The sequence below is a fragment of the Enterococcus avium ATCC 14025 genome (genome assembly GCF_000406965.1).
GTDB lineage: Bacteria > Bacillota > Bacilli > Lactobacillales > Enterococcaceae > Enterococcus_A > Enterococcus_A avium.
In genome coordinates this window covers 192,424-210,790 of record NZ_KE136364.1, presented here as the reverse complement: position 1 = coordinate 210,790, position 18,367 = coordinate 192,424, and the positions used below count along the sequence as shown (strand labels likewise).

Here is an 18,367-nt window from a genome sequence, read left to right as displayed (position 1 = left end):
CATTCATTAAACCTCTAAGCCACCCAATCTCTACTAGGATTGGTAGAGGTCAATGGACTCAGCTAGTGTGTTGGAGGTTATACCAACGGTTCGGGTCACAGACTTTCTGTCGCAGTAAAACTGCAGAAGGTGATAGCGTCTTCCCGTAAGTCCTTTCCAAGACTTATTATTCAGGAATATCCTACAGTATCCAAGTAGTAATCGTTATTTTATTTAAACATATTAGGAATAGCCCCTAAGGGCGATTGAAGGAATGAAAGTTTCTTCAAAATATATATTACGAGAAGGTTTTGTGATGCCAAACGAAGCAACTACGATTGCCTTTCCCCTCCGTGGTGAATGGTACACTGAAACAAGCCCAGCTGATCGGGTTCCAAGTCATGGAACGAATCGTTTTGGACTGCGCTATGCCTTTGATTTCATTCAAAAGGATAAGAATGACCGTTCACATACTGCTAATTCAGCCGACTATCTGTTAGGAGGGATTCCTTTAAAAAACTACTATTGCTTTGGTCAGCCTGTCTATGCGCCCTTTACTGGTGAGGTCATCACAGTGAAAAACAATACCTCTGATGGCGAAAAAGCCTCATGGCTTCATGATCAAACAACCGCTATTCGCCACTCCCTCTTTTTCGATCCAGAACGAGACGGCTTCGAGGCAATCGCTGGAAATTATATCGTCATCAAACGAGCTGCCAGTATCTACGCTGCTTTCTGTCATCTGCAAAAGGGTTCAATTGCTATTTCAGAAGGAGAACACATTGCAGAAGGAACCTATCTTGGCAACGTCGGACATTCTGGAAATTCCACTGAGCCGCATTTACATTTTCAACTGATGGATTCTGCTATAATCGAATCAGCAAATGGTCTCCCTTTGGTTTTTGATACCTATGAAAAATACAATGGGAACACGTGGGAAATCATCCAAAATCAGTTTCCCGCTGCTGGCGAACGTATTCGTTCGTTAAAGTCAGACAGAAAATAGGTGAAGCGTTTGGAAATGAATAATCTATATAAACCTCAGAACCATCAAGACCTGAGAGATTGGTTAGAAGAAAATGCTGCAAGTGCAAAAGATTGCTGGGTTGTGATTGATCGCAATCAAACCTGACCTATTTAGACTTCGTGGAGGAAGCTCTTTGCTTTGGCTGGATCGACGGTACCAAAAAGAAGCTTTCCGAAACGGAAATTGGGCAACGGCTCTCACCTAGGACGAAAAAGAGCCAATGGACCGAGCTGAATAAAGAACGAGCTCGCCGTTTAATCTATTTAGATTTGATGACTGATCTAGTTCGAGCAACCTTACCGGATTTGTCTCCAGAAAGTTTTGTGATCGATCCGCGAATTATGCAGGCACTCGAAGCAGATCCTGAAATCCAACAAAACTTTTCAGCCTTTCCAGAGCTTTATCAGCGAATCAAAATTGATAATATTCAACGCTATGGTGCAGATGTCGAACTATTCGAACGACGCTTGGAAAAATTGCTGACAAACACCAAAGCCAATCAGCTTTTCGGTGCTTGGGATGACAACGGTCGATTAAGCAGCTACAAAAAGAACTCTTAATAAACATACGGAAGTGAATCACTTGGTTTACTTCCTTTTTGTTATTCCCTTCGTTTTCGCAGCCGTTCTATCAGCCTTCCGCGTTTTTTCTTTCCTCTCGTTGGCACAGCAGTTGCCGATAAGGAATCTGGCTCTTCCTCGAGTTTAACTAGCAGTCGGAACCTAACTGGATGTGTCTCCTCAATGACGCTAAAATCTTCCACCGTTCCGCCCTTTGGCACCATTGCCATAATCAAGGACGCTGCTTCGCTTTCAGAGATAGCTTGCGGTTCGATTCCTTTGGGCAGCTCAAATAACAGCTCAAGCATTCCAGGCTTGATTAGTTCTTGCTGAACAATCAGGTCTTTCGGATCCTGAATAGTATCTATGGGGCTTTGCTCGTTTACTGGTTTCGTTTTGGGACTTTCTAATTGAGTGTCAGTTTTTTTATCGAAAATCGGTGTCTCAATTGTTTCGATAAATTTTGCAGTAATAACCTTCTCAAAAAAATTAACGCCATCCTTTTCAAAGATATCTAACGTCGTCAATTTTTCTAGCGATGTTTTAATTTCCTTCGCTGTCTTATTTGGATTGGCATGTTTCATCCGCCATGAATGTTTTCTGCCATTACTTTTTTCAAATGTTGCCGATAAACTTAACATGATTTCACCTCTTCTTTTAGTCTTAATAGGTCACTCTTTCCAAACGTCATGAACCTGCCAACCTTGTCAGTGGTTCTTTCATGAATTGAGTATAGAATTTTTCGATTTTCTCTGTGATATAGGTTTTGATTGAAAACAGTCTGATGGATACGACCTTCCACTCATCAGAAGAAAAATAATGCTTGAAATAGAAATAATAGCGGCGCAATATCCGAGAAGTCTTAGTCTCTAAAAACAGCTTACGAACAAGCCGTTTCATGAAAAATGAAAAATCCTCTTCGCCTAGTTCGTCTCGCACCTGAAGCGCTATCAAAATTTGAATAGTTGATCCCGCATCACGGCTTTCTTGGTAATGTTTATCTATTCGTTTCTCTAATGTTTTAGGTCGTAGCGAAAAAACTTGTCTTGGTGTAAATAATGCTTCTGTCAAAATAATGCTCCTCTCTGATTGGTTTGTGATCACGCCTCGACTATAATCCTATGAAAACACTCCTGTCAATCGACAAAATTTTTTTAATGTCCGTTTTGGAGCCATTCGACAACGACAAACCCGCTTCGTTATGCGAACTAATCAAAAAAAAAACTTAGAATTTTATTTTCTATTAAAAAAAGAAACCGTGAGATTCGACTATTTTGCGTATCTTATTTCTTGTTTCTTACGGCTAATAGCGTAAAATGAGCATAGAAAGACAGTGAAAGGGTGTTTGCGATGGAAAATTATGTCATCCGAATCGATATTCCCGAGGTTGAAGAATACTTGGCACTGCGACAGATTTGCGGATTGTCTGCGCGAGACAAAGAAGCCAGTAAAACGGGATTAGCTAATAGCATTTATTCGGTTATTATCCGAAATAAGACCGATGAAAAATTGATCGGAATGGGGCGAATCATCGGAGATGGCGGTACCGCTTATCAGATTGTGGACATCGCTGTCCATCCAAAGGAACAGGGAAAAGGTCTTGCGAAAGCGATCATGGCGCTGCTGATGAAGTACATTCACGATGAGATCAATCCACAGGCTTATGTCAATCTGATCGCTGACAGACCAGCAGATAAGCTTTATGAACAGTTTGGCTTTGTAGAAACCGCACCTGAAAGCCTAGGGATGTATTTGAAAAGATAAAATAATGACAAAAACAGGATTCCTCGAATGAAAAGGAATCCTATTTGTCAGTTTATTTAGTGAATACTACAAAACCGGGTAATTCTGGATGATCAATTACTAGCCCCTCGTGAATCGAACGCGCACTCCAAAAGATCATTAAATCACCTGCTGCCATAAAAATATTAAAGGCAGAAAGTAAGATCAGCTCAGTATTTGGAAACAGCAACGACAGGAAAAAATAGCCGCCCCCTAGTACCACAACTGGTGCTAATACACCGATTTTATAGGCCTTTGCCTCCAGCGCTTCTTTACAATGACAATACGGCATCAGCTCCTTGACATTAAAGCCAAAGGTGATGCTTTTCATTTTCTTTTTTGCATAATTCGCCCACGTCAGGCCATGAATCAGCTCATGAATTGGAATGGATACAATAAACAGAATCAGAAATAGGAGAAAATTAATCTCCCATAATGGCGATGCATCCGCTCCCCAGCGCCAAAAATAGCCAATCACGACCAATACGATAAATGGAATTGGCAGCAGCATTCCCTGTGTCCCAGCTTCTTTTGCCGAAAAGGTCTTATCCTGCATACGATAGTCCTTTTCTTCCATTTCCTGGCAAAGTGCATCGAATAACTCATATTTTTTGTTTATTTTGCCTTTCTGATGCTTTTTCTTCATACCGTAACCCCCTTTTTCCTATGCCCTCACATATTTTTTTAACTCCTTTTAACCCTTTCTATTGCCATCATATACGTTTTTACCTATCCGCGTCAAAATTTGAAGTCAGGTTATCCTTCATTAGAAAAAACCAGAAACTTTCCTAAAAAAGTCTCCGGTAGATTGATCATAAGTTTGCTTTTGTAGCACACCACATTTCAAGAACGAAAAGTGACTTTGACCTACTCTTCTTTTTTTAAATAACCTACACAAAAAGGCAGTATCAAAACGATAATGGCAATTATTAAGCAAACCATAGTCAAATAAATAAGCACTTCATCAGTTGGGCAAATCACACTAAAAATCACAAGAAAATAGAAAATCATCTGAAGTATCCGACTTGCTTTATTACTCCTTCGATAAATTTTTTCGTTTCTACTTGAATCCATGAGCGTCATTCCTCCTAAATGAAAACCAGACTATCTATCAGTGGGCCACTCAACAACAGGAATAAACCATTTGAGACTGCTTACACGCTATATATAAACCAATCTCCCCTCACTACTATTATAAAGGATTGTTTATCGTTTCACTTGTTCGTTTTTTTGTTATTTTAGTAAATTATTGGTATTTTTGGATTCTTAATTTCGGTCTAAACCATACTTTTTTGTATATAAATTAAAAATTCCAATCTACTATTCATTGAACAATCGGCAAAAAAAATCAGCGAAGATTTTTCGCTGACCCTAAAAAAAATATTCTATCTCAATTTCTGATTGATTTGTTTAATCTCGCGCTTATATTTCAAATAATGGAATATCCAAATAGCAAAAAAGATTAGAAAAAAGGAGAAGGAGGCCGACAAAACCACCTGCCACTTAAAGGGAAACCATTGATTCACCCAAGCCACAATCAAAAAAGCAATAAATCCTCCGCCCATCTGGATCAACGTTTGAACAAGAAGCGACAACTTTTTCAATTCATAGATCAGACTCAATAATCCGATCACTACCGATAATAGAATAAAGCTAAGGACGATTTTTCTGACTTGATTATCGGCATAAATAAAGGCAAACAGCATGCAGATGCTACTGCCAAAGCCGACAGATTGTCCTAATAGTTTAAGTACGCGTTTCATTTTGACCCCTCCTTTTGATTCCTAAATGCTGTTTCAACTGATCGACAAACCGACGAGAAACGGTGATTCTTTGACCGTTACTCAAATAGGCAAATAAACTGCCAGAAAAGGCAATCTCTAATTTTTGAATAGCCTTTGTATTGACCAAGGCTGATTTTGAAACTTGCAAGAACTGATCACTTGGCAGTTCTTCTTTTAGTGCCGTGAGAGACTTGCGAAAAGAATACGTTTCCTTTGCGGTATAAAGTGTTACGATTTTATTGAAGATTTCTAAATAAATAATTTCGGTTTTATTTAATAAGACAAACTCATCCTTTACTTTGATCACTAATTGCTCCTCTTGAAACGCCTCTAAACAGCTGACAAGCTGGTTGCCTGTTTTCTCTTCTGCCGCGCGAATCCGTACCTCGGGCGCTATCCAATTCTTTCCGATTTCCACTTGAATCTTCAACCCCTTCAACATGGATCATCGCCACCTCCTTCTCTATCTTTATAGTAAGCCATTTTTGAAGAGTAAAATAGTCTTTTTTCCTTTCCGGTAAACAGCGCGCCTCATCCGGTAAAAACAAAAAATGAACCCTTCTTATGAAAGAGTTCTTTTGATCTCATTCTTCTGTTTTCTCATTCCCAAGATCTCTAAGTTATGCGCGCCAAGTAGTCTAATCCATCCTTCCAGTACTGTTAAGACTTCGCATGTAAAGAGGAGAGAGGAGGTATTAGCCTCTATTTTCTAGATGAAATTGACTACCTGGCACACAACAGCAGGATTCTTTTATGCCTCCTAGCCCAATAGTAATAGCTGTTCTAAAGAAGATCAATCAAGCATTGTCCAGTGTGTCTTACACTCGAATCATTGATTCTAAGCTTTTCATCCGTTAAAAGATATGGTCTACTTTTTTTGATGCCTTGAAATTTATCAAACTGAATCATAACCATCAGTAATCAACTAAAAGATTGAAAAACCATTTTTTTCGCAAATCATTGAGTATTTAGAGGATTTGTCCAGAAATGCCCTTTTTGAAAACAAAAAACCGAGTAAAATTCTTCACTCGGCTTTCAATCAGTTTATTAAGCTGTATCAATTAATCTTGGACCATTTCGACACCGACCGGCTCTGCCGCGTAGTCAGTCTCGCTGTCCGTTTCCATCGGACGCTCTTTCAATTCAATTTCAAGCTGATGCTGCTGCAAAATTCCGATCTTTTGTGTGATCAATACCAACAGTTGTCTCAAGCTTTCTTCTGAATTGATTTTGTTCTCAACAATTGCCTGACAAAGGTATTCGATTTGATGACTTAGCTCAAATAGTTCTAAATAGCTTTCACTATTACGATCAACCTCACGAATCAACTGCCAATCTGTATCATGATAATAGGTATCATACATGATAAAATCTAATCGATAAACGCCCAGTACGAACAAATCCCGTACTTTCTGACTTTCTTTCAACAGCTTCGCCAGCTCCGTCGAACCATTCGCGATTTCTCCACCCAATTCTACTAGCGCCGAATAATTATTTTGATATTCCTTTTTCAGCTTCGTAAACAATCGCGTTGTCTTATGCACTTCCTTCTGCTTTTCCCGATATTTCAAGTATTGAAACATCAATAGCGCTGCTAAAAATGAAAAGAAGCAACCAAAGAAAGCTGTTGACGCATTGACAAATGTTCGAATGACATTGATGTGTTCTCCGAAAAATGCTCGGTTAAAATAAATCAATCCGATGCTGATCACCGCAATGACTTCACCGACCAATAAAACGGCTAAAGCAACAATCGCTAATTTTTGTTTTTCTGAAATCATTTTTCACCACACATTCAGATGAATGCTTCTCCTTATATTTTTTCTCCCAAACCCCTAAAATTAAGTTACTTTCCCTCCTTGCTTTATTCGCTAAATACTCCAGAAATTATTTCCAGCATATTTAATCAATAAAATGACTTTTTTATAACGAAACAGATATTTTAGCGTTTAATAACGTTTTTTATTATATCATTTATCATCCGTATAATAAAGACCTTCTGAACTTTTTGGATAATTGTTTTATTTGTTATATTTGAAATAAACAAATAATTCACCAAAAAAACACCATTGTCTACAAGCTGTAAACAATGGTGTTCGCGCCTATTTCATGTTGTTGTAAACATAATCAGAGACTTTCAGTATTTCTCCATAACGGAACGGTCGCTACTCTTTCTTAATCAACCCTTCAACCTGCGGCAATCCAATCCCTGCCGTATAAACTTCAATCAAGCCTGACGGCAATTCCAAATCCTCCGTATGTCCTTTGACATTCATGTGGATCGTCTCTTCTTTATCTGCTAAGATTTTTTCTTTGAAGTCTGGATCAGATAATGCTGCCACACCCATCGACGCCACATCGCCGTAGTTCAGTGCATCCAAGGCATCATCGGCTGAACGAATCGTCCCTGAGATAACTACCGGCACTCTGCCTGCCACAAACTTCTTGATCACTAAGCTAACTGGCTCAGTAAAATCGCCTCTTTGCGGCATCGCCTTATAAGCATCTTTACCAAAGTTTCCGCCTGCTGCTGAAGATAAATCAAGAAAATCGAGGTCTTGTTCCAACAGCTTATCGATCAATTTCAATGAATCATCCAAGTCATACCCGACCATCTCCCCATGAATCTCTTCCGGTGAAATCCGATAGCCGACAATTGCCTCAGGATTCTCTGCTCGCGCGACTTTCAAGACTTCTTTCGTCACTTCAATGGCAAAGTTCATCCGCTTTTCAAACGAGCCGCCCCAATAATCCGTCCGTTGATTTGAATAGCTAGAGAAAAACTGCTGGATCAAATAGTGATTTGCCCCGTGAATCTCCACACCGTCAAAGCCGGCTTTTAACAAGCGCTGGGCCGCTAAGCCAAAATCCTTCACCACTTGCCAGACTTCATCTTCTGTTAATTCGGTTACCTTGTATTGCAAAAATGGAAATTCGATCGCACTTGGTGCGTAGGCCTTTCCAGTGACATAGCAGCCATACGCGCCTTCACGGCCGGGATGCTGAATCTGACCAATCGCTTTGCTGCCATTGCTCTTCATAGCCGCAGCTAATTTGCTGTAAGCATCAATTGCTTCATCATTAAAGATAGATAATTGTTTCGGATGTCCTTGGATATTTTCCTGAACCGTGATCGCACCAGTAATCAACAAATCCGCAAACTTACTGCGCCGCTCAAAGTACTTGATATCCTCCTCCGTTGGTTGCCCCGTTGCTGGATCAGCTGCGAAAACCACCATCGGACACATCGCGAAACGATTCTCCAAACGCCCGCCGTGCTTCAATCCAATCGGTTCAAATAATGCTGCATATTTTTCTTTCATTTATGATTCCTCACTTTCTTTTATACTCGTGCATGTGTTGTATACCAGCCGCCGTCGATCGTGATGGTCGCACCAGTGATGAAGCTAGCTTTAGCCGATGCTAAGAAAGCAAATAATTTCGCTGGCTCCCAATCCTCACCGATCCGCCGACTCGGTATCGCCTTCAATGCTGCTTCGGTTCCCAACATTTCCCACGCTTGATCCGGCATCAAATTCGTACGGATCAATCCCGGACAAACCGCGTTTACCCGAATGAAGGTATTGTCGCCTTCATCGATTTCCGTTACTGCTTTAGGTCGCCCAAACATATCCGCTGGATTATTATTTAACAACGCCGCCGCACTTTGCCGCGTGTAATTCAATAATGCGGCCTTCAAGACATTATAAGGAACCGAATCCCCAATCATGAAGGAAGCCACCGAGGCGGTGTGGGTGATACTCGGATTTTCCGACTTGCGCAAAAGCGGCACACAATATTTAGTAAACAATGCGGCATGCAGCACGTACAATTGAAAGGCCCGTTCAAACTCACCCGAATCCACCTCCTCAACCGTACCCACGATCGCAGAACCCGCATTGCAAATCAAGCTGTCTAATCTACCGAATTTTTCCTTCGCAAAAGCCACCGTTGCTTTGATCTGCTCCTCATCCGTCACGTCACATTTAAACGGCAAAAAGTTCTCGCCTAACTCCTTCGTTCGACTGAAATTTCGCCCAATCCCGATTACCGTTGCCCCCTGATCCAGAAATTCCTTCGTTGTCGCCAAGCCGATGCCAGAAGTCGCGCCAGTAATCATTACGATAGAATCTTTTAACATTTTATTTTCCCCCCTAGTTACTGACCGTCATCAAGCCGCCGTCGATCAAGACATCGGCGCCATTGATGTACTGTGCATCTTTCGAGGCTAGAAACGCGATCAAATCCGCTACTTCTTCTGGTTTCCCTGTTCGTCCGCAAGTAATATGCGCCATTTGATCATACATCGCCAAGACATCAGCTTCCGCCATATTGACACCATCTCGTTGGAAGATTGGTGTTTGGATAAAGCCCGGCGACACACTATTACAGCGCACGCCAATAAAGCCCTGGGCTTGCTGCTTGGTATACAGCACCACGGCGTTTTTCGCTAGATTATACAAAGGATTTTCAGAGCTGACAGTTCGGCTGGCGGCAGAAGCGGTATTGATAATACTTGCGTTGTTTTTCGGAGCATTTAATAAAAGAGGATACAATTCTTTGGCAAACAGCATCGGTGCCCGCAGCAAAAGACTGAAGCAGCGATCAAATTGATCGACCGTCACATCACGAATCGTGGTATTCTCACCAAAACCCGCATTGTTCACAAATACATCCAACTCATTGTCAAACGTTTCTTTGATAAAATCACACGTCTTTACGATCTCATCGGCATCCCGCACATCACAGGTCCGAGGAATAAACCGATCACCTAAATCCTTCGTCTTGCTAAAATTCCGACCGATCCCAATCACTGTCGCGCCCTCCTTGATAAATAGCCGAGCCGTAGCCAGGCCAATACCAGAAGTCGCACCAGTAATCACAACTTTGTAATCTTGGAACATCGTTCTACCTCCCTTTTCAAAAAGCAAAAAAACTTCAAATGAAAATAGGACAGTTACATTTGTTCAATTAGAAACTCTTGTTGGATTTTAGTTGCAGACAGATGTCTTGATGAATCGAATAAAGTTTGGGGGATACTACGTTACTACTACAATGATAGCATTAATCAGGTGCTTAGAAAACGTCTTCATGAAAAAGGCACAATATTTTTACTTATTGACGTTCGTTCTTGTAAAAAGCTGATTGAATAAAAACTTCTGAAGTAATAGCCGTTTTCTTAACCTGTCTATTTGTGATTAAATCCTATCTTGACATTCAATTTGGAATACGATACGGTTAATTAAAGAGATTTTTAGCTAAGATAGGAGAAATGATATTTTGGACGACGAGGACTCGTTGTGTATAGAAAAAAATAATCATCTATTTATTAATAATCATTTTAACGTGCGCTGTTGGCATACAGGGTGCTTTTTTACATTGGTTGAAAAATATAAGGAGGAAACTTTTTGGATAATCTAAGTGTCATGATGGTTGTATTGGTAATATTGCTGGCTTTGTCAGCGTTCTTTTCTTCGAGTGAAACGGCCTATTCTTCATTAAATCGCATTCGGATCACTAAATTGGCAGAGGAAGGAAATGACAAAGCAAGGAACGTTTTAGAATTGTTTCATAATTTCGATCGCCTTCTATCCGCGATCCTGATCGGGAACAACATCGTGAATATCGCAAGCTCTTCGATTGCGACCGTCCTATTTGTACGCTATTTTGGCAACATCGGCGTTACGCTATCGACAGTTGTGATGACGATTTTGGTTTTAACCTTTGGCGAGATATTTCCAAAAACATTGGCAAAAGAAGCACCTGAGACTTTCGCACTTGCCGTTGCCCGCCCATTGAAAATCTTACTGACCATTTTTTATCCACTGACGCTCTTTTTCTCTGTCTTGAAAACTGGTCTGATGAAGCTGTTACCAAACAAAGAAGTCACCCCTTCCATCACCGAAGATGAATTGCTGATTCTTGTGGAGGAAGCAGCTCAAGAAGGTTCGATCGATGCAGATGACGAGCTGCTAATCAAAAGTGTGGTCGCATTCAACGATTTGGAGGTACAAAAAATCTTTGTGCCCCGTACCGATATTATTTCCATTAACAGTAAAAAGAGCACCGAAGAAATAGCTGAAATTTTTGAATCCTCCGGCTTATCTCGCCTGCCCTATTGCCAAGATAGCATCGATGATGTGACCGGCGTGGTGAATCAAAAAGATTTTTATTACCATGTGCTAAAAGGTGAAAAAAGAATCGAAGACATCGTCAAACCAATCAGCTTCATCCCAAAAAGCATGAAAATTTCCGAGCTAATGAAAAAATTCCAAGCCGATCAAATCCATATAGCCATCATTATCGATGAATACGGTGGGACCGCCGGACTCGTCACACTAGAAGATATCATCGAAGAATTGGTCGGGGAAATCTGGGATGAATACGATAATAAGAAACTGGATTATTACAAGCTGGCAGATGGCAGCTTCCTGGTAAATGGACGCTCAGACTTCGATTGCCTGGAAGAGCTCTTCAATATTACAAATACCACGAACTCAATATCCGTCGCAGGCTATATTTTAGCATCAATCGAACGAATTCCTGTAGAAGGAGAAACGATTCAGTTAGATGGGTTGAAGATCACTATTTCGAAGATGCGGAATCGCAGGATTGAAGAAGTGGTGATTGAACCGATTGTTGATGTAGAGTAGATGGATGATGTTAGGCTGCAAAAGATTATTGAGAAGACTAAGTTGCTCTTGTCTCGTCATTTTATTCTATGACGAGACTTGTTTTATATCCCGTAGAGAGATTTTTTTAATAGACTCACTTCCCTGTTTTTACTTTTTCCCATTCTCTTTTATAATAGTCTCGCAAAAATTCTGTAAATTTTTCAGCGTTCATAGAATTTTCTTGAAATACTTTTTCAGTCTCTCTCAAACTTTGAATTAATTCTTTTTCACTAGTCATTTGATCCCATCCTGAAGTTAGAGAATGCCTCCTCAGCCCTTCATATATTTTAAAAGCTAAATCAACTATTGTATTATTCTCATCATTGTTGCTGAAATTTAACTTAATTAACATGAAATTATTGGATAACCTTTTTAATAATTCATTGATTTCATCAGCTCTTTCTTCCATATCTTTATTAAAAATTTTTGATCCTTCATCTATCCAATGTTGGGAAACTTCTTTTGCTTTATTTCTCTCTGCTTGCGGTAGTTTTTTATTCATGCTTTTCTCATGGAGTTCGCTCATTTCAATCCTTATTCCATTAAGCTGAATTATCTTTTGTGTAAACATTTTCATATTTGCACCCAATGATAATGAATCTGTTATAAAGGTAGATGTTACCATCTTAGTATTATCAATCCAGTGCATTCTTGATTTTGAAATTATATCCGCATCGATTTTTTTCTGATCCATCTCTTTTTGAATTAGTATTGATTTTTTTGTATTATGATAGCTTAAAAAAGAAAACAATAACGATGCTAAAGCGCCAAAAACCGCAACGATCGCAGCTATACTTGCCCATTGAAAATCACCTTTAAAATCAAAAAATAGTCTTTCCATTTTTCACCTCTACAATTAATTATCAAAACGATTTTTCAAAAATACCTCATTATGCCTTTCTCAACAATTAATTTCTAAACGAGTAATTGTTCTTAATATTTAATCATAATAATATTTCGAATTCCACTTATATTCACAGACCATCAATACCTACATTTCTATTCAATATCGATTTTGTTTTCTTTTTCATTACTAGTTAAATTCTCTTCTTTTTGCAACTCATATCTGACATCTTAAACAAAAGTAATAATCTCCTTTTTAACCAAATTAAAAGCGACATTCACAGATATGTAGTAAAAACAAGTAAGAACAGCGCAAAAAAACATATCTTTCCAAAACTCTAAAAGATAATTTCACCTTAAAGAACAAATTAGCATTCCTTTTCATGTTCCTCTGAAAAATTTCATAAGATGTATTATTCCCTATTGACTCTCTTTTAATTTCGCTGATAATCCAACCAATTCACGTTATTTTTAATTTAACCATTTTGCACCGGTAGATCCAAAGCAAAGTAAAGCTTAGGGTTAAAACTATTGTCTAATACAAATGAATACCAATCTATAATCTTAAGTTTCAACATTATTGACTTAAAACTGTTCAAGTCAAAATTTTGATTTTTAACTCCTTCATAAACGTATTTTTTACTATCATCAATTAACCACAAAACCGAAGTATTCTTGCAACTTACTATTTTTTTCAATTTTGCATTGGAAATTTTTGGATACCTATCTTCTTTATATTTCCTACCGTCATTATATTTAGCTAATGTTGATTCGACTGACAGCTCATTTTTATGTGCTAATAACTGAATTGAAAGAAGTGATTGTTCAAAACTATACATAGCTAGTGAAGTTTTGGTCCCTCTTTTTACTGCTACTAACTCCTTCTTACTTATATCATAAAAATCAGCGATTTCCGCTTGAACTCCAGAAACCATCACATTTCGTTTGTGTAACTTTATTAAATTGTTTTTTTGGGTTACTACATGGATATAGCCTCCTTCTCCTGAAAGCTCACCCTCCTCTTGAGTCTCATAAGCAATGTTATAAGCCTCCGGATAGTCCACAATACCATTAATTATGTTTAGTTTAATTTTAAGAAGCTCGTAAAATTTTTCATTGAAGTATCCCCAATAACCGTTATCTAATATATAAACCTTTTCCTGATACTCCAGTTCGGCATACATCAGATGTGAAAACCTTATATTATCTTTTATGGGTAATCCACTATCATCACATATGGAGAAGCCTATATCATCTAATGAGTTAATTTTCCCGGCATATTTTTTAATGTAACTGCAAATTTTCATTTCATCAAAATCTATTGTTTGAAAAGTTTCTTCCTTCTTCTTCTTTCCACCCATAAGATAAATACCTATATTCTGATTTGATTCAAGAAAATTAATTGCATTATCAAAAACTTGAATTCTATTCATATTGAAAGACAGCTGAGAATTACCATCGTTCTCCTTGATACTCCTAAGTAATTTATTTGATAAATCTTGACTTAGCTCATTCTTTTTTTGTATCTTAATCCATCTTGGAATACTCGATTTCTTTTCCTTCAAATTTAGCGTAATATCTATTTCATTAAACAATGAAACAAATTTATCTATGCTAAAATCTTTCTTTAAATTAAAGTTTTTGCAGATTGTTAAACCTGTTCCACAGTCTACACTTTTGCCATATATCTCTTCATTCTGTGGTTTTCCACTGATAAAGAAATAACTTTCGCTTGCTTGAGGAAACTCATTTTGACCTTTTTTGTAATTTAAAACACCTCTCATTTTATTTCTCTGAACATAACTAACACTCTTTAAAGAAATGTCATCATCTCTTATCGCTTTTTCCGCAAAATTTAAACCGAAATCAGATTCGCTCAAGTCATCAGTTACCCAAAATGCGTAACCACGTGGTAGTAAGTACACCGATTTAGTTGTTTTAACAACTATGATAGCATTATATTGTATTGGCTTTTCATCATCAAAAAAGTTTTCCTTATCAAAAAAAAGTAGTAATTCATTTATCCATTCCGGATGTGATTTTTCATGCGACTCGAAATAAAGACTCATTCTTACACTCTGATCCGAATATTTCTTTTCCTCTCCAACTTGAGAATAGCTTGATCTCTCCAGCCTTTTTATAGTTTCTGCGTATGAATATTTTGATTTATAAACTTTCGGTTTCATATATATCTCTCACTTTCACTAAATCTTATAGCCTTTAAAAAAATATTTACTCATAGAAAAACAAATAGCAATTAATTTCTATTTTATTTGTGAATAGCAAAATACAAGAATAGATTTTTTTAAAGACAAACTCTTAATTCCTTATTCCTCCGCCACCAAACTATCAAGATATGCCCTAAGCTTCTTTTCTTCTTCACTTCCATTAGTAGAAAAGCGCGCAAGCTTTATCCCTAATTTAGATAAAATACTATCTTTCCGCTTATCTCTCACCACCTGTTCCGGTCTCGAATGAAACTTATGACCATCCACTTCAATTGCAGCAACCGGTTCTTTTCCTGTTTTAAAGTAGAAAACAAAATCTAATCTTGCACCATTCTTAACATATTGTTGCTCATCTGTTGTCAACACTGAAAAATCTCTAGCTAATTTCTTTATCGTATATTCTGTCGTACACGTAATTGATTTGTACTTTTCATCAGCTAGAATAGTTAAGATCATATCCATCATTAAATTTTCCGAATCAAAATTAGAATGTTTGATTTTATAATTATTTCTTCTTCTAAACAGCTCATCTTGAAAGTCCCTTGTTAACAAATCAAAAATTGAGTTCACTGGACTTTTATGCTCCAATGAATAATCACTGTTATACTTAATATGTCTAATTAAACTTGCGATACTGCCATTTCTCTTACTAAACTCTTTCACAGAACTATTAAGAACAAAAAGGCGCTTAGCTCGTGAAACTGCAACATTGATTAACTTTTCATCCTCTACAAAACTATAATTTCTTTTACTTCCTTTATTATCTAAAACAGTAGAAAAAATTATTGCTTCACATTCTCTTCCTTGAAACTTATGAACAGTATCTGCAACATACTTCTTTTGCTGTTTTTCAATAGCAGCAAGACTTTTATCCGCTTGCCTTCTAAAAGGTGTTACTAGTCCTGTAGTTTTCATATCATGAATAATCGGGCAAGCTTTACTAAATTCTTCAGATAAAACGCTATCAATCTCACGTTGATTAAATATTTTCTTGTCATAGTCAAACTTCATATGATTACCATCAGATGTTTCAACAAGAACTAAAGCTTTTTCGTCTTCATTAAAATCACTTAAAACAATTAACTCTCCATCGTAGAATTCCTGATTACAAAAATTGATAATCATCGGATGGCAACGATAGTGTTCTTTTAGCAAGACGGATGGAAGTTCTTCACCAAATACTGCTTCTATTGATGACAAGATACTATGTTCAAAATAATCGTATGTTCTATCTTGAGGAGGTCCTATATTTTTCTGCTTCTCTTCCTTATCCGTTATGATATTAGGTAATTGTTTATTATCACCAACGATAACAATATTTTTTGCAACACTAAGTGGAAAAATACTAGGAACTAACCCACCCATAGATGCTTCATCAATTACAACAATATCAAATTTATTACCTTTTTGAATATTCATTGTAATCGCATCACAAGTACTAAGTGTTACGGGAAAGTCTTTTGTAAATTCTTTATAATCTTTCCTCATTTGATCTTTGGTCGCCCTACTATTTCCAACAGTGTATTTACTACTCAAAAAAGATTTAAATATTCTTATTGATAGACCTTTAACGCTCTCATCGAGTTTCTTATAGTTGCTTCCTTTCAAAAATGACGAAGTTTCTGCTATTTCCTTTTTTATTGATGCTATTTTATTTTGATAATACTCTCGTTCTACATAATCAATAAGTTCTTGAATAGATTCACTAGAGCGAAAAGGATCAAAATTATATATTCCATATTGAAAAAAATATTTAATTTTCTTTCCAAAATTAAGTTGCTGATCATCATTTAAATTCAAATCTACCAAAAGTCTCATTTTCTTTTGGGCATCGAATCTGATTAAAGATGTTCGTTTCAGTTTTGTTTTTAAAGTACTATTAGAGTCAGTTCTACTCTTTATATAAGATTCAAAATATTTTTTTTCTTGCTGCCAATCTCTCAATTCTTGTTCCAATGTAGCTAGTCGATTTCGCTCATCTAAAATTTGACTTAAACTTATAAGGTCTTTCGTTAGTTTCTCCTTGTTACTGTCTAATTCATCTTCAGGTATTCTCCATTCATTTATTATTTTTGGAATAGACAACATATTTTTAAAAAAAGCCTCCGCTTTTTTAGTTTTCCCTAAATTGGCAGCGATAAGTGAAAGCCCCTCTTTTTCAAGTTTTTCAAATACATTATCTGTAGCTGCATTGTTAGGAGATACTACCGCTACAGTCTTATTATTCATTATGGCGTTAGCTATAATCGTTAAAATAGTTTGTGTTTTGCCTGTACCAGGAGGTCCTTGAATTACTGAAATTTGGTTTTGAAATGTTTGCTCAACAGCCTTTAACTGACTACTATTTATCCCAAATGGAAATATCAGATCCCCTACATATTCTCTATATTCATTTTGCTTCATCAAATATCCGTATAAAGCGCTTGAAGGATCGAAAAAATCAATCTGCTCACAAACGCATTGATGAAATCCTTTTTCATATTTTTTAGAGTTCTTATCTCCTAGCTGTTTGGCTATACTTATAAAATACCTTTGAAACTCCTCTATTTTTTTCTTTGATTTAGTATCGATATTATTCAGCTCCAATTTTTGTACTATCATTTCATGACATATTTATACATAGTTTTCTTCCCCATAGTTCACACAAAAATACTGACTAATAACATATTTAATATGCTTGTATTCTTAAATAATAACACATTTAATTAATTATAAACATGTCTTTTGCTACTACTATTTCTTAATATAAAAAAAGCCCCGAAACGTTATCTTATCAACGTTTCGGGAACTTATAAAATTTCTATCCGACGCTGCCTTCCATATAGATTTTTAAATTACACACTAGTTTAAACTAAAACAAACAAGGAAAAACTTACCATTTAATCAAAAAATTAGCTCATATGAATATATTAGAATGTAAATTAGACTGGTCAAAATCTGGTCAAAAAAGAGGACGGATACAGGTAGTCCTCTTTTTTGTTATTTTGATATTCTAAATCATTTTTTATTGGATTATTCCCTTGTTCGATATAGACCCAAATTGATCTATCAATAATTATCAAACTGAGTCATATAGAGACAAAAATTTCAAAAATGACCTGTTAAATGGTCATCGAATATCATTTAAAATCAATACGACGGAGTCAGATACGGAGTCAAAACAAGCCCGCTGAGAGTAAAAAATATACAGTCCCATAGGTAAAGTGCCACAGGACTGTATATTTTTTTATTTGAGATTACCTGAAATGATTCCATTTACTTTTTATCTCATTTTTTCCTACTAGTTAGTATCAAATACTCTCCTATTTTCTCAATAAACTATTTTGGGTTACATGGTATCTGAAACAGCTAAAACCTTGTCATTACAGCAAAAAATCACTTTATCTCCGTTTCATTTCAGATACATTTCACTTAAGCGGATTCCAAAAAAACAAAAGAAAAAGGAACCCCTAGTTAGCCTATGCTTTTTATTGGTTCCTCTCAAAACACG

17 protein-coding genes are annotated in these 18,367 nt (G+C 37.0%); 4 read left to right on the top strand and 13 right to left on the bottom strand.

The features are described 5' to 3' along the window. Positions 1-295: 295 nt before the first annotated feature. Positions 296-985, top strand: a complete 690-nt coding sequence (locus tag OMU_RS13850; protein ID WP_016180507.1) for a M23 family metallopeptidase — start codon at positions 296-298, stop codon at positions 983-985. A 140-nt stretch (positions 986-1,125) separates the two neighbouring features. Beyond that, positions 1,126-1,566 (top strand): YdeI/OmpD-associated family protein, encoded by a 441-nt coding sequence (locus OMU_RS13845; RefSeq protein WP_016180506.1) that lies wholly within the window; start codon positions 1,126-1,128, stop codon positions 1,564-1,566. Between the two features lie 41 nt (positions 1,567-1,607). On the opposite strand, the gene OMU_RS13840 is transcribed toward OMU_RS13845, so the two are convergent. Together OMU_RS13840 and OMU_RS13835 are read right to left on the bottom strand one after the other, a co-directional pair. Continuing rightward, the gene (locus tag OMU_RS13840; protein WP_016180505.1) at positions 1,608-2,207 is read right to left on the bottom strand and encodes a DUF2922 domain-containing protein; all 600 of its coding nucleotides are present in this window, start codon (positions 2,205-2,207) and stop codon (positions 1,608-1,610) included. 46 nt (positions 2,208-2,253) lie between these two features. Beyond that, the gene (locus OMU_RS13835; RefSeq protein WP_016180504.1) at positions 2,254-2,637 is read right to left on the bottom strand and encodes a hypothetical protein; all 384 of its coding nucleotides are present in this window, start codon (positions 2,635-2,637) and stop codon (positions 2,254-2,256) included. Positions 2,638-2,916: 279 nt separating this feature from the next. Here OMU_RS13835 and OMU_RS13830 point away from each other — a divergent pair, with 279 nt between their 5' ends. Continuing rightward, positions 2,917-3,330, top strand: coding sequence for a GNAT family N-acetyltransferase (locus tag OMU_RS13830; RefSeq protein WP_016180503.1), 414 nt, complete (start codon positions 2,917-2,919; stop codon positions 3,328-3,330). 52 nt (positions 3,331-3,382) lie between these two features. On the opposite strand, the gene OMU_RS13825 is transcribed toward OMU_RS13830, so the two are convergent. From OMU_RS13825 to OMU_RS13790, 8 genes are all read right to left on the bottom strand, one after another. Further along, positions 3,383-3,994 (bottom strand): DUF3267 domain-containing protein, encoded by a 612-nt coding sequence (locus OMU_RS13825; RefSeq protein WP_016180502.1) that lies wholly within the window; start codon positions 3,992-3,994, stop codon positions 3,383-3,385. Between the two features lie 221 nt (positions 3,995-4,215). Then, positions 4,216-4,422 carry a hypothetical protein gene (locus OMU_RS13820; RefSeq protein ID WP_016180501.1) on the bottom strand — a complete coding sequence of 69 codons (207 nt, stop codon included), beginning with the start codon at positions 4,420-4,422 and terminating at the stop codon, positions 4,216-4,218. Positions 4,423-4,733: 311 nt separating this feature from the next. After that, the gene (locus tag OMU_RS13815) at positions 4,734-5,111 is read right to left on the bottom strand and encodes a DUF3021 domain-containing protein (RefSeq protein WP_016180500.1); all 378 of its coding nucleotides are present in this window, start codon (positions 5,109-5,111) and stop codon (positions 4,734-4,736) included. Further along, positions 5,095-5,574: a LytTR family DNA-binding domain-containing protein gene (locus tag OMU_RS13810; RefSeq protein WP_016180499.1), complete on the bottom strand. Its 480-nt coding sequence runs from the start codon at positions 5,572-5,574 to the stop codon at positions 5,095-5,097. The genes OMU_RS13815 and OMU_RS13810 overlap by 17 nt, the downstream gene beginning before the upstream one ends. 619 nt (positions 5,575-6,193) lie before the next feature. Next, positions 6,194-6,913, bottom strand: coding sequence for a hypothetical protein (locus tag OMU_RS13805; protein ID WP_016180498.1), 720 nt, complete (start codon positions 6,911-6,913; stop codon positions 6,194-6,196). Between the two features lie 384 nt (positions 6,914-7,297). Next, positions 7,298-8,455: an oxidoreductase gene (locus OMU_RS13800; RefSeq protein ID WP_016180497.1), complete on the bottom strand. Its 1,158-nt coding sequence runs from the start codon at positions 8,453-8,455 to the stop codon at positions 7,298-7,300. A gap of 20 nt (positions 8,456-8,475) precedes the next feature. Continuing rightward, positions 8,476-9,273: an SDR family NAD(P)-dependent oxidoreductase gene (locus OMU_RS13795; RefSeq protein ID WP_016180496.1), complete on the bottom strand. Its 798-nt coding sequence runs from the start codon at positions 9,271-9,273 to the stop codon at positions 8,476-8,478. 13 nt (positions 9,274-9,286) lie between these two features. Continuing rightward, positions 9,287-10,036 (bottom strand): SDR family NAD(P)-dependent oxidoreductase, encoded by a 750-nt coding sequence (locus tag OMU_RS13790; protein WP_016180495.1) that lies wholly within the window; start codon positions 10,034-10,036, stop codon positions 9,287-9,289. A 504-nt stretch (positions 10,037-10,540) separates the two neighbouring features. Here OMU_RS13790 and OMU_RS13785 point away from each other — a divergent pair. After that, positions 10,541-11,785 carry a hemolysin family protein gene (locus OMU_RS13785; RefSeq protein ID WP_016180494.1) on the top strand — a complete coding sequence of 415 codons (1,245 nt, stop codon included), beginning with the start codon at positions 10,541-10,543 and terminating at the stop codon, positions 11,783-11,785. 115 nt (positions 11,786-11,900) lie between these two features. On the opposite strand, the gene OMU_RS13780 is transcribed toward OMU_RS13785, so the two are convergent. From OMU_RS13780 to OMU_RS13770, 3 genes are all read right to left on the bottom strand, one after another. Then, positions 11,901-12,647, bottom strand: coding sequence for a hypothetical protein (locus OMU_RS13780; RefSeq protein ID WP_016180493.1), 747 nt, complete (start codon positions 12,645-12,647; stop codon positions 11,901-11,903). Between the two features lie 478 nt (positions 12,648-13,125). Continuing rightward, positions 13,126-14,835 carry a DUF6119 family protein gene (locus OMU_RS13775; RefSeq protein WP_016180492.1) on the bottom strand — a complete coding sequence of 570 codons (1,710 nt, stop codon included), beginning with the start codon at positions 14,833-14,835 and terminating at the stop codon, positions 13,126-13,128. Between the two features lie 141 nt (positions 14,836-14,976). Beyond that, the gene (locus OMU_RS13770) at positions 14,977-17,478 is read right to left on the bottom strand and encodes an AAA domain-containing protein (protein WP_016180491.1); all 2,502 of its coding nucleotides are present in this window, start codon (positions 17,476-17,478) and stop codon (positions 14,977-14,979) included. Positions 17,479-18,367: the final 889 nt, after the last annotated feature.

Excerpts from the sequence above, each read along its gene's own strand:
- OMU_RS13850 (WP_016180507.1), top strand. The coding sequence starts at position 296 with ATGCCAAACGAAGCAACTACGATTGCCTTTCCCCTCCGTGGTGAATGG.
- OMU_RS13840 (WP_016180505.1), bottom strand. The coding sequence starts at position 2,207 with ATGTTAAGTTTATCGGCAACATTTGAAAAAAGTAATGGCAGAAAACAT.
- OMU_RS13830 (WP_016180503.1), top strand. The coding sequence starts at position 2,917 with ATGGAAAATTATGTCATCCGAATCGATATTCCCGAGGTTGAAGAATAC.
- OMU_RS13825 (WP_016180502.1), bottom strand. The coding sequence starts at position 3,994 with ATGAAGAAAAAGCATCAGAAAGGCAAAATAAACAAAAAATATGAGTTA.
- OMU_RS13820 (WP_016180501.1), bottom strand. The coding sequence starts at position 4,422 with ATGGATTCAAGTAGAAACGAAAAAATTTATCGAAGGAGTAATAAAGCA.
- OMU_RS13815 (WP_016180500.1), bottom strand. The coding sequence starts at position 5,111 with ATGAAACGCGTACTTAAACTATTAGGACAATCTGTCGGCTTTGGCAGT.
- OMU_RS13810 (WP_016180499.1), bottom strand. The coding sequence starts at position 5,574 with ATGTTGAAGGGGTTGAAGATTCAAGTGGAAATCGGAAAGAATTGGATA.
- OMU_RS13805 (WP_016180498.1), bottom strand. The coding sequence starts at position 6,913 with ATGATTTCAGAAAAACAAAAATTAGCGATTGTTGCTTTAGCCGTTTTA.
- OMU_RS13800 (WP_016180497.1), bottom strand. The coding sequence starts at position 8,455 with ATGAAAGAAAAATATGCAGCATTATTTGAACCGATTGGATTGAAGCAC.
- OMU_RS13795 (WP_016180496.1), bottom strand. The coding sequence starts at position 9,273 with ATGTTAAAAGATTCTATCGTAATGATTACTGGCGCGACTTCTGGCATC.
- OMU_RS13790 (WP_016180495.1), bottom strand. The coding sequence starts at position 10,036 with ATGTTCCAAGATTACAAAGTTGTGATTACTGGTGCGACTTCTGGTATT.
- OMU_RS13780 (WP_016180493.1), bottom strand. The coding sequence starts at position 12,647 with ATGGAAAGACTATTTTTTGATTTTAAAGGTGATTTTCAATGGGCAAGT.
- OMU_RS13775 (WP_016180492.1), bottom strand. The coding sequence starts at position 14,835 with ATGAAACCGAAAGTTTATAAATCAAAATATTCATACGCAGAAACTATA.
- OMU_RS13770 (WP_016180491.1), bottom strand. The coding sequence starts at position 17,478 with ATGATAGTACAAAAATTGGAGCTGAATAATATCGATACTAAATCAAAG.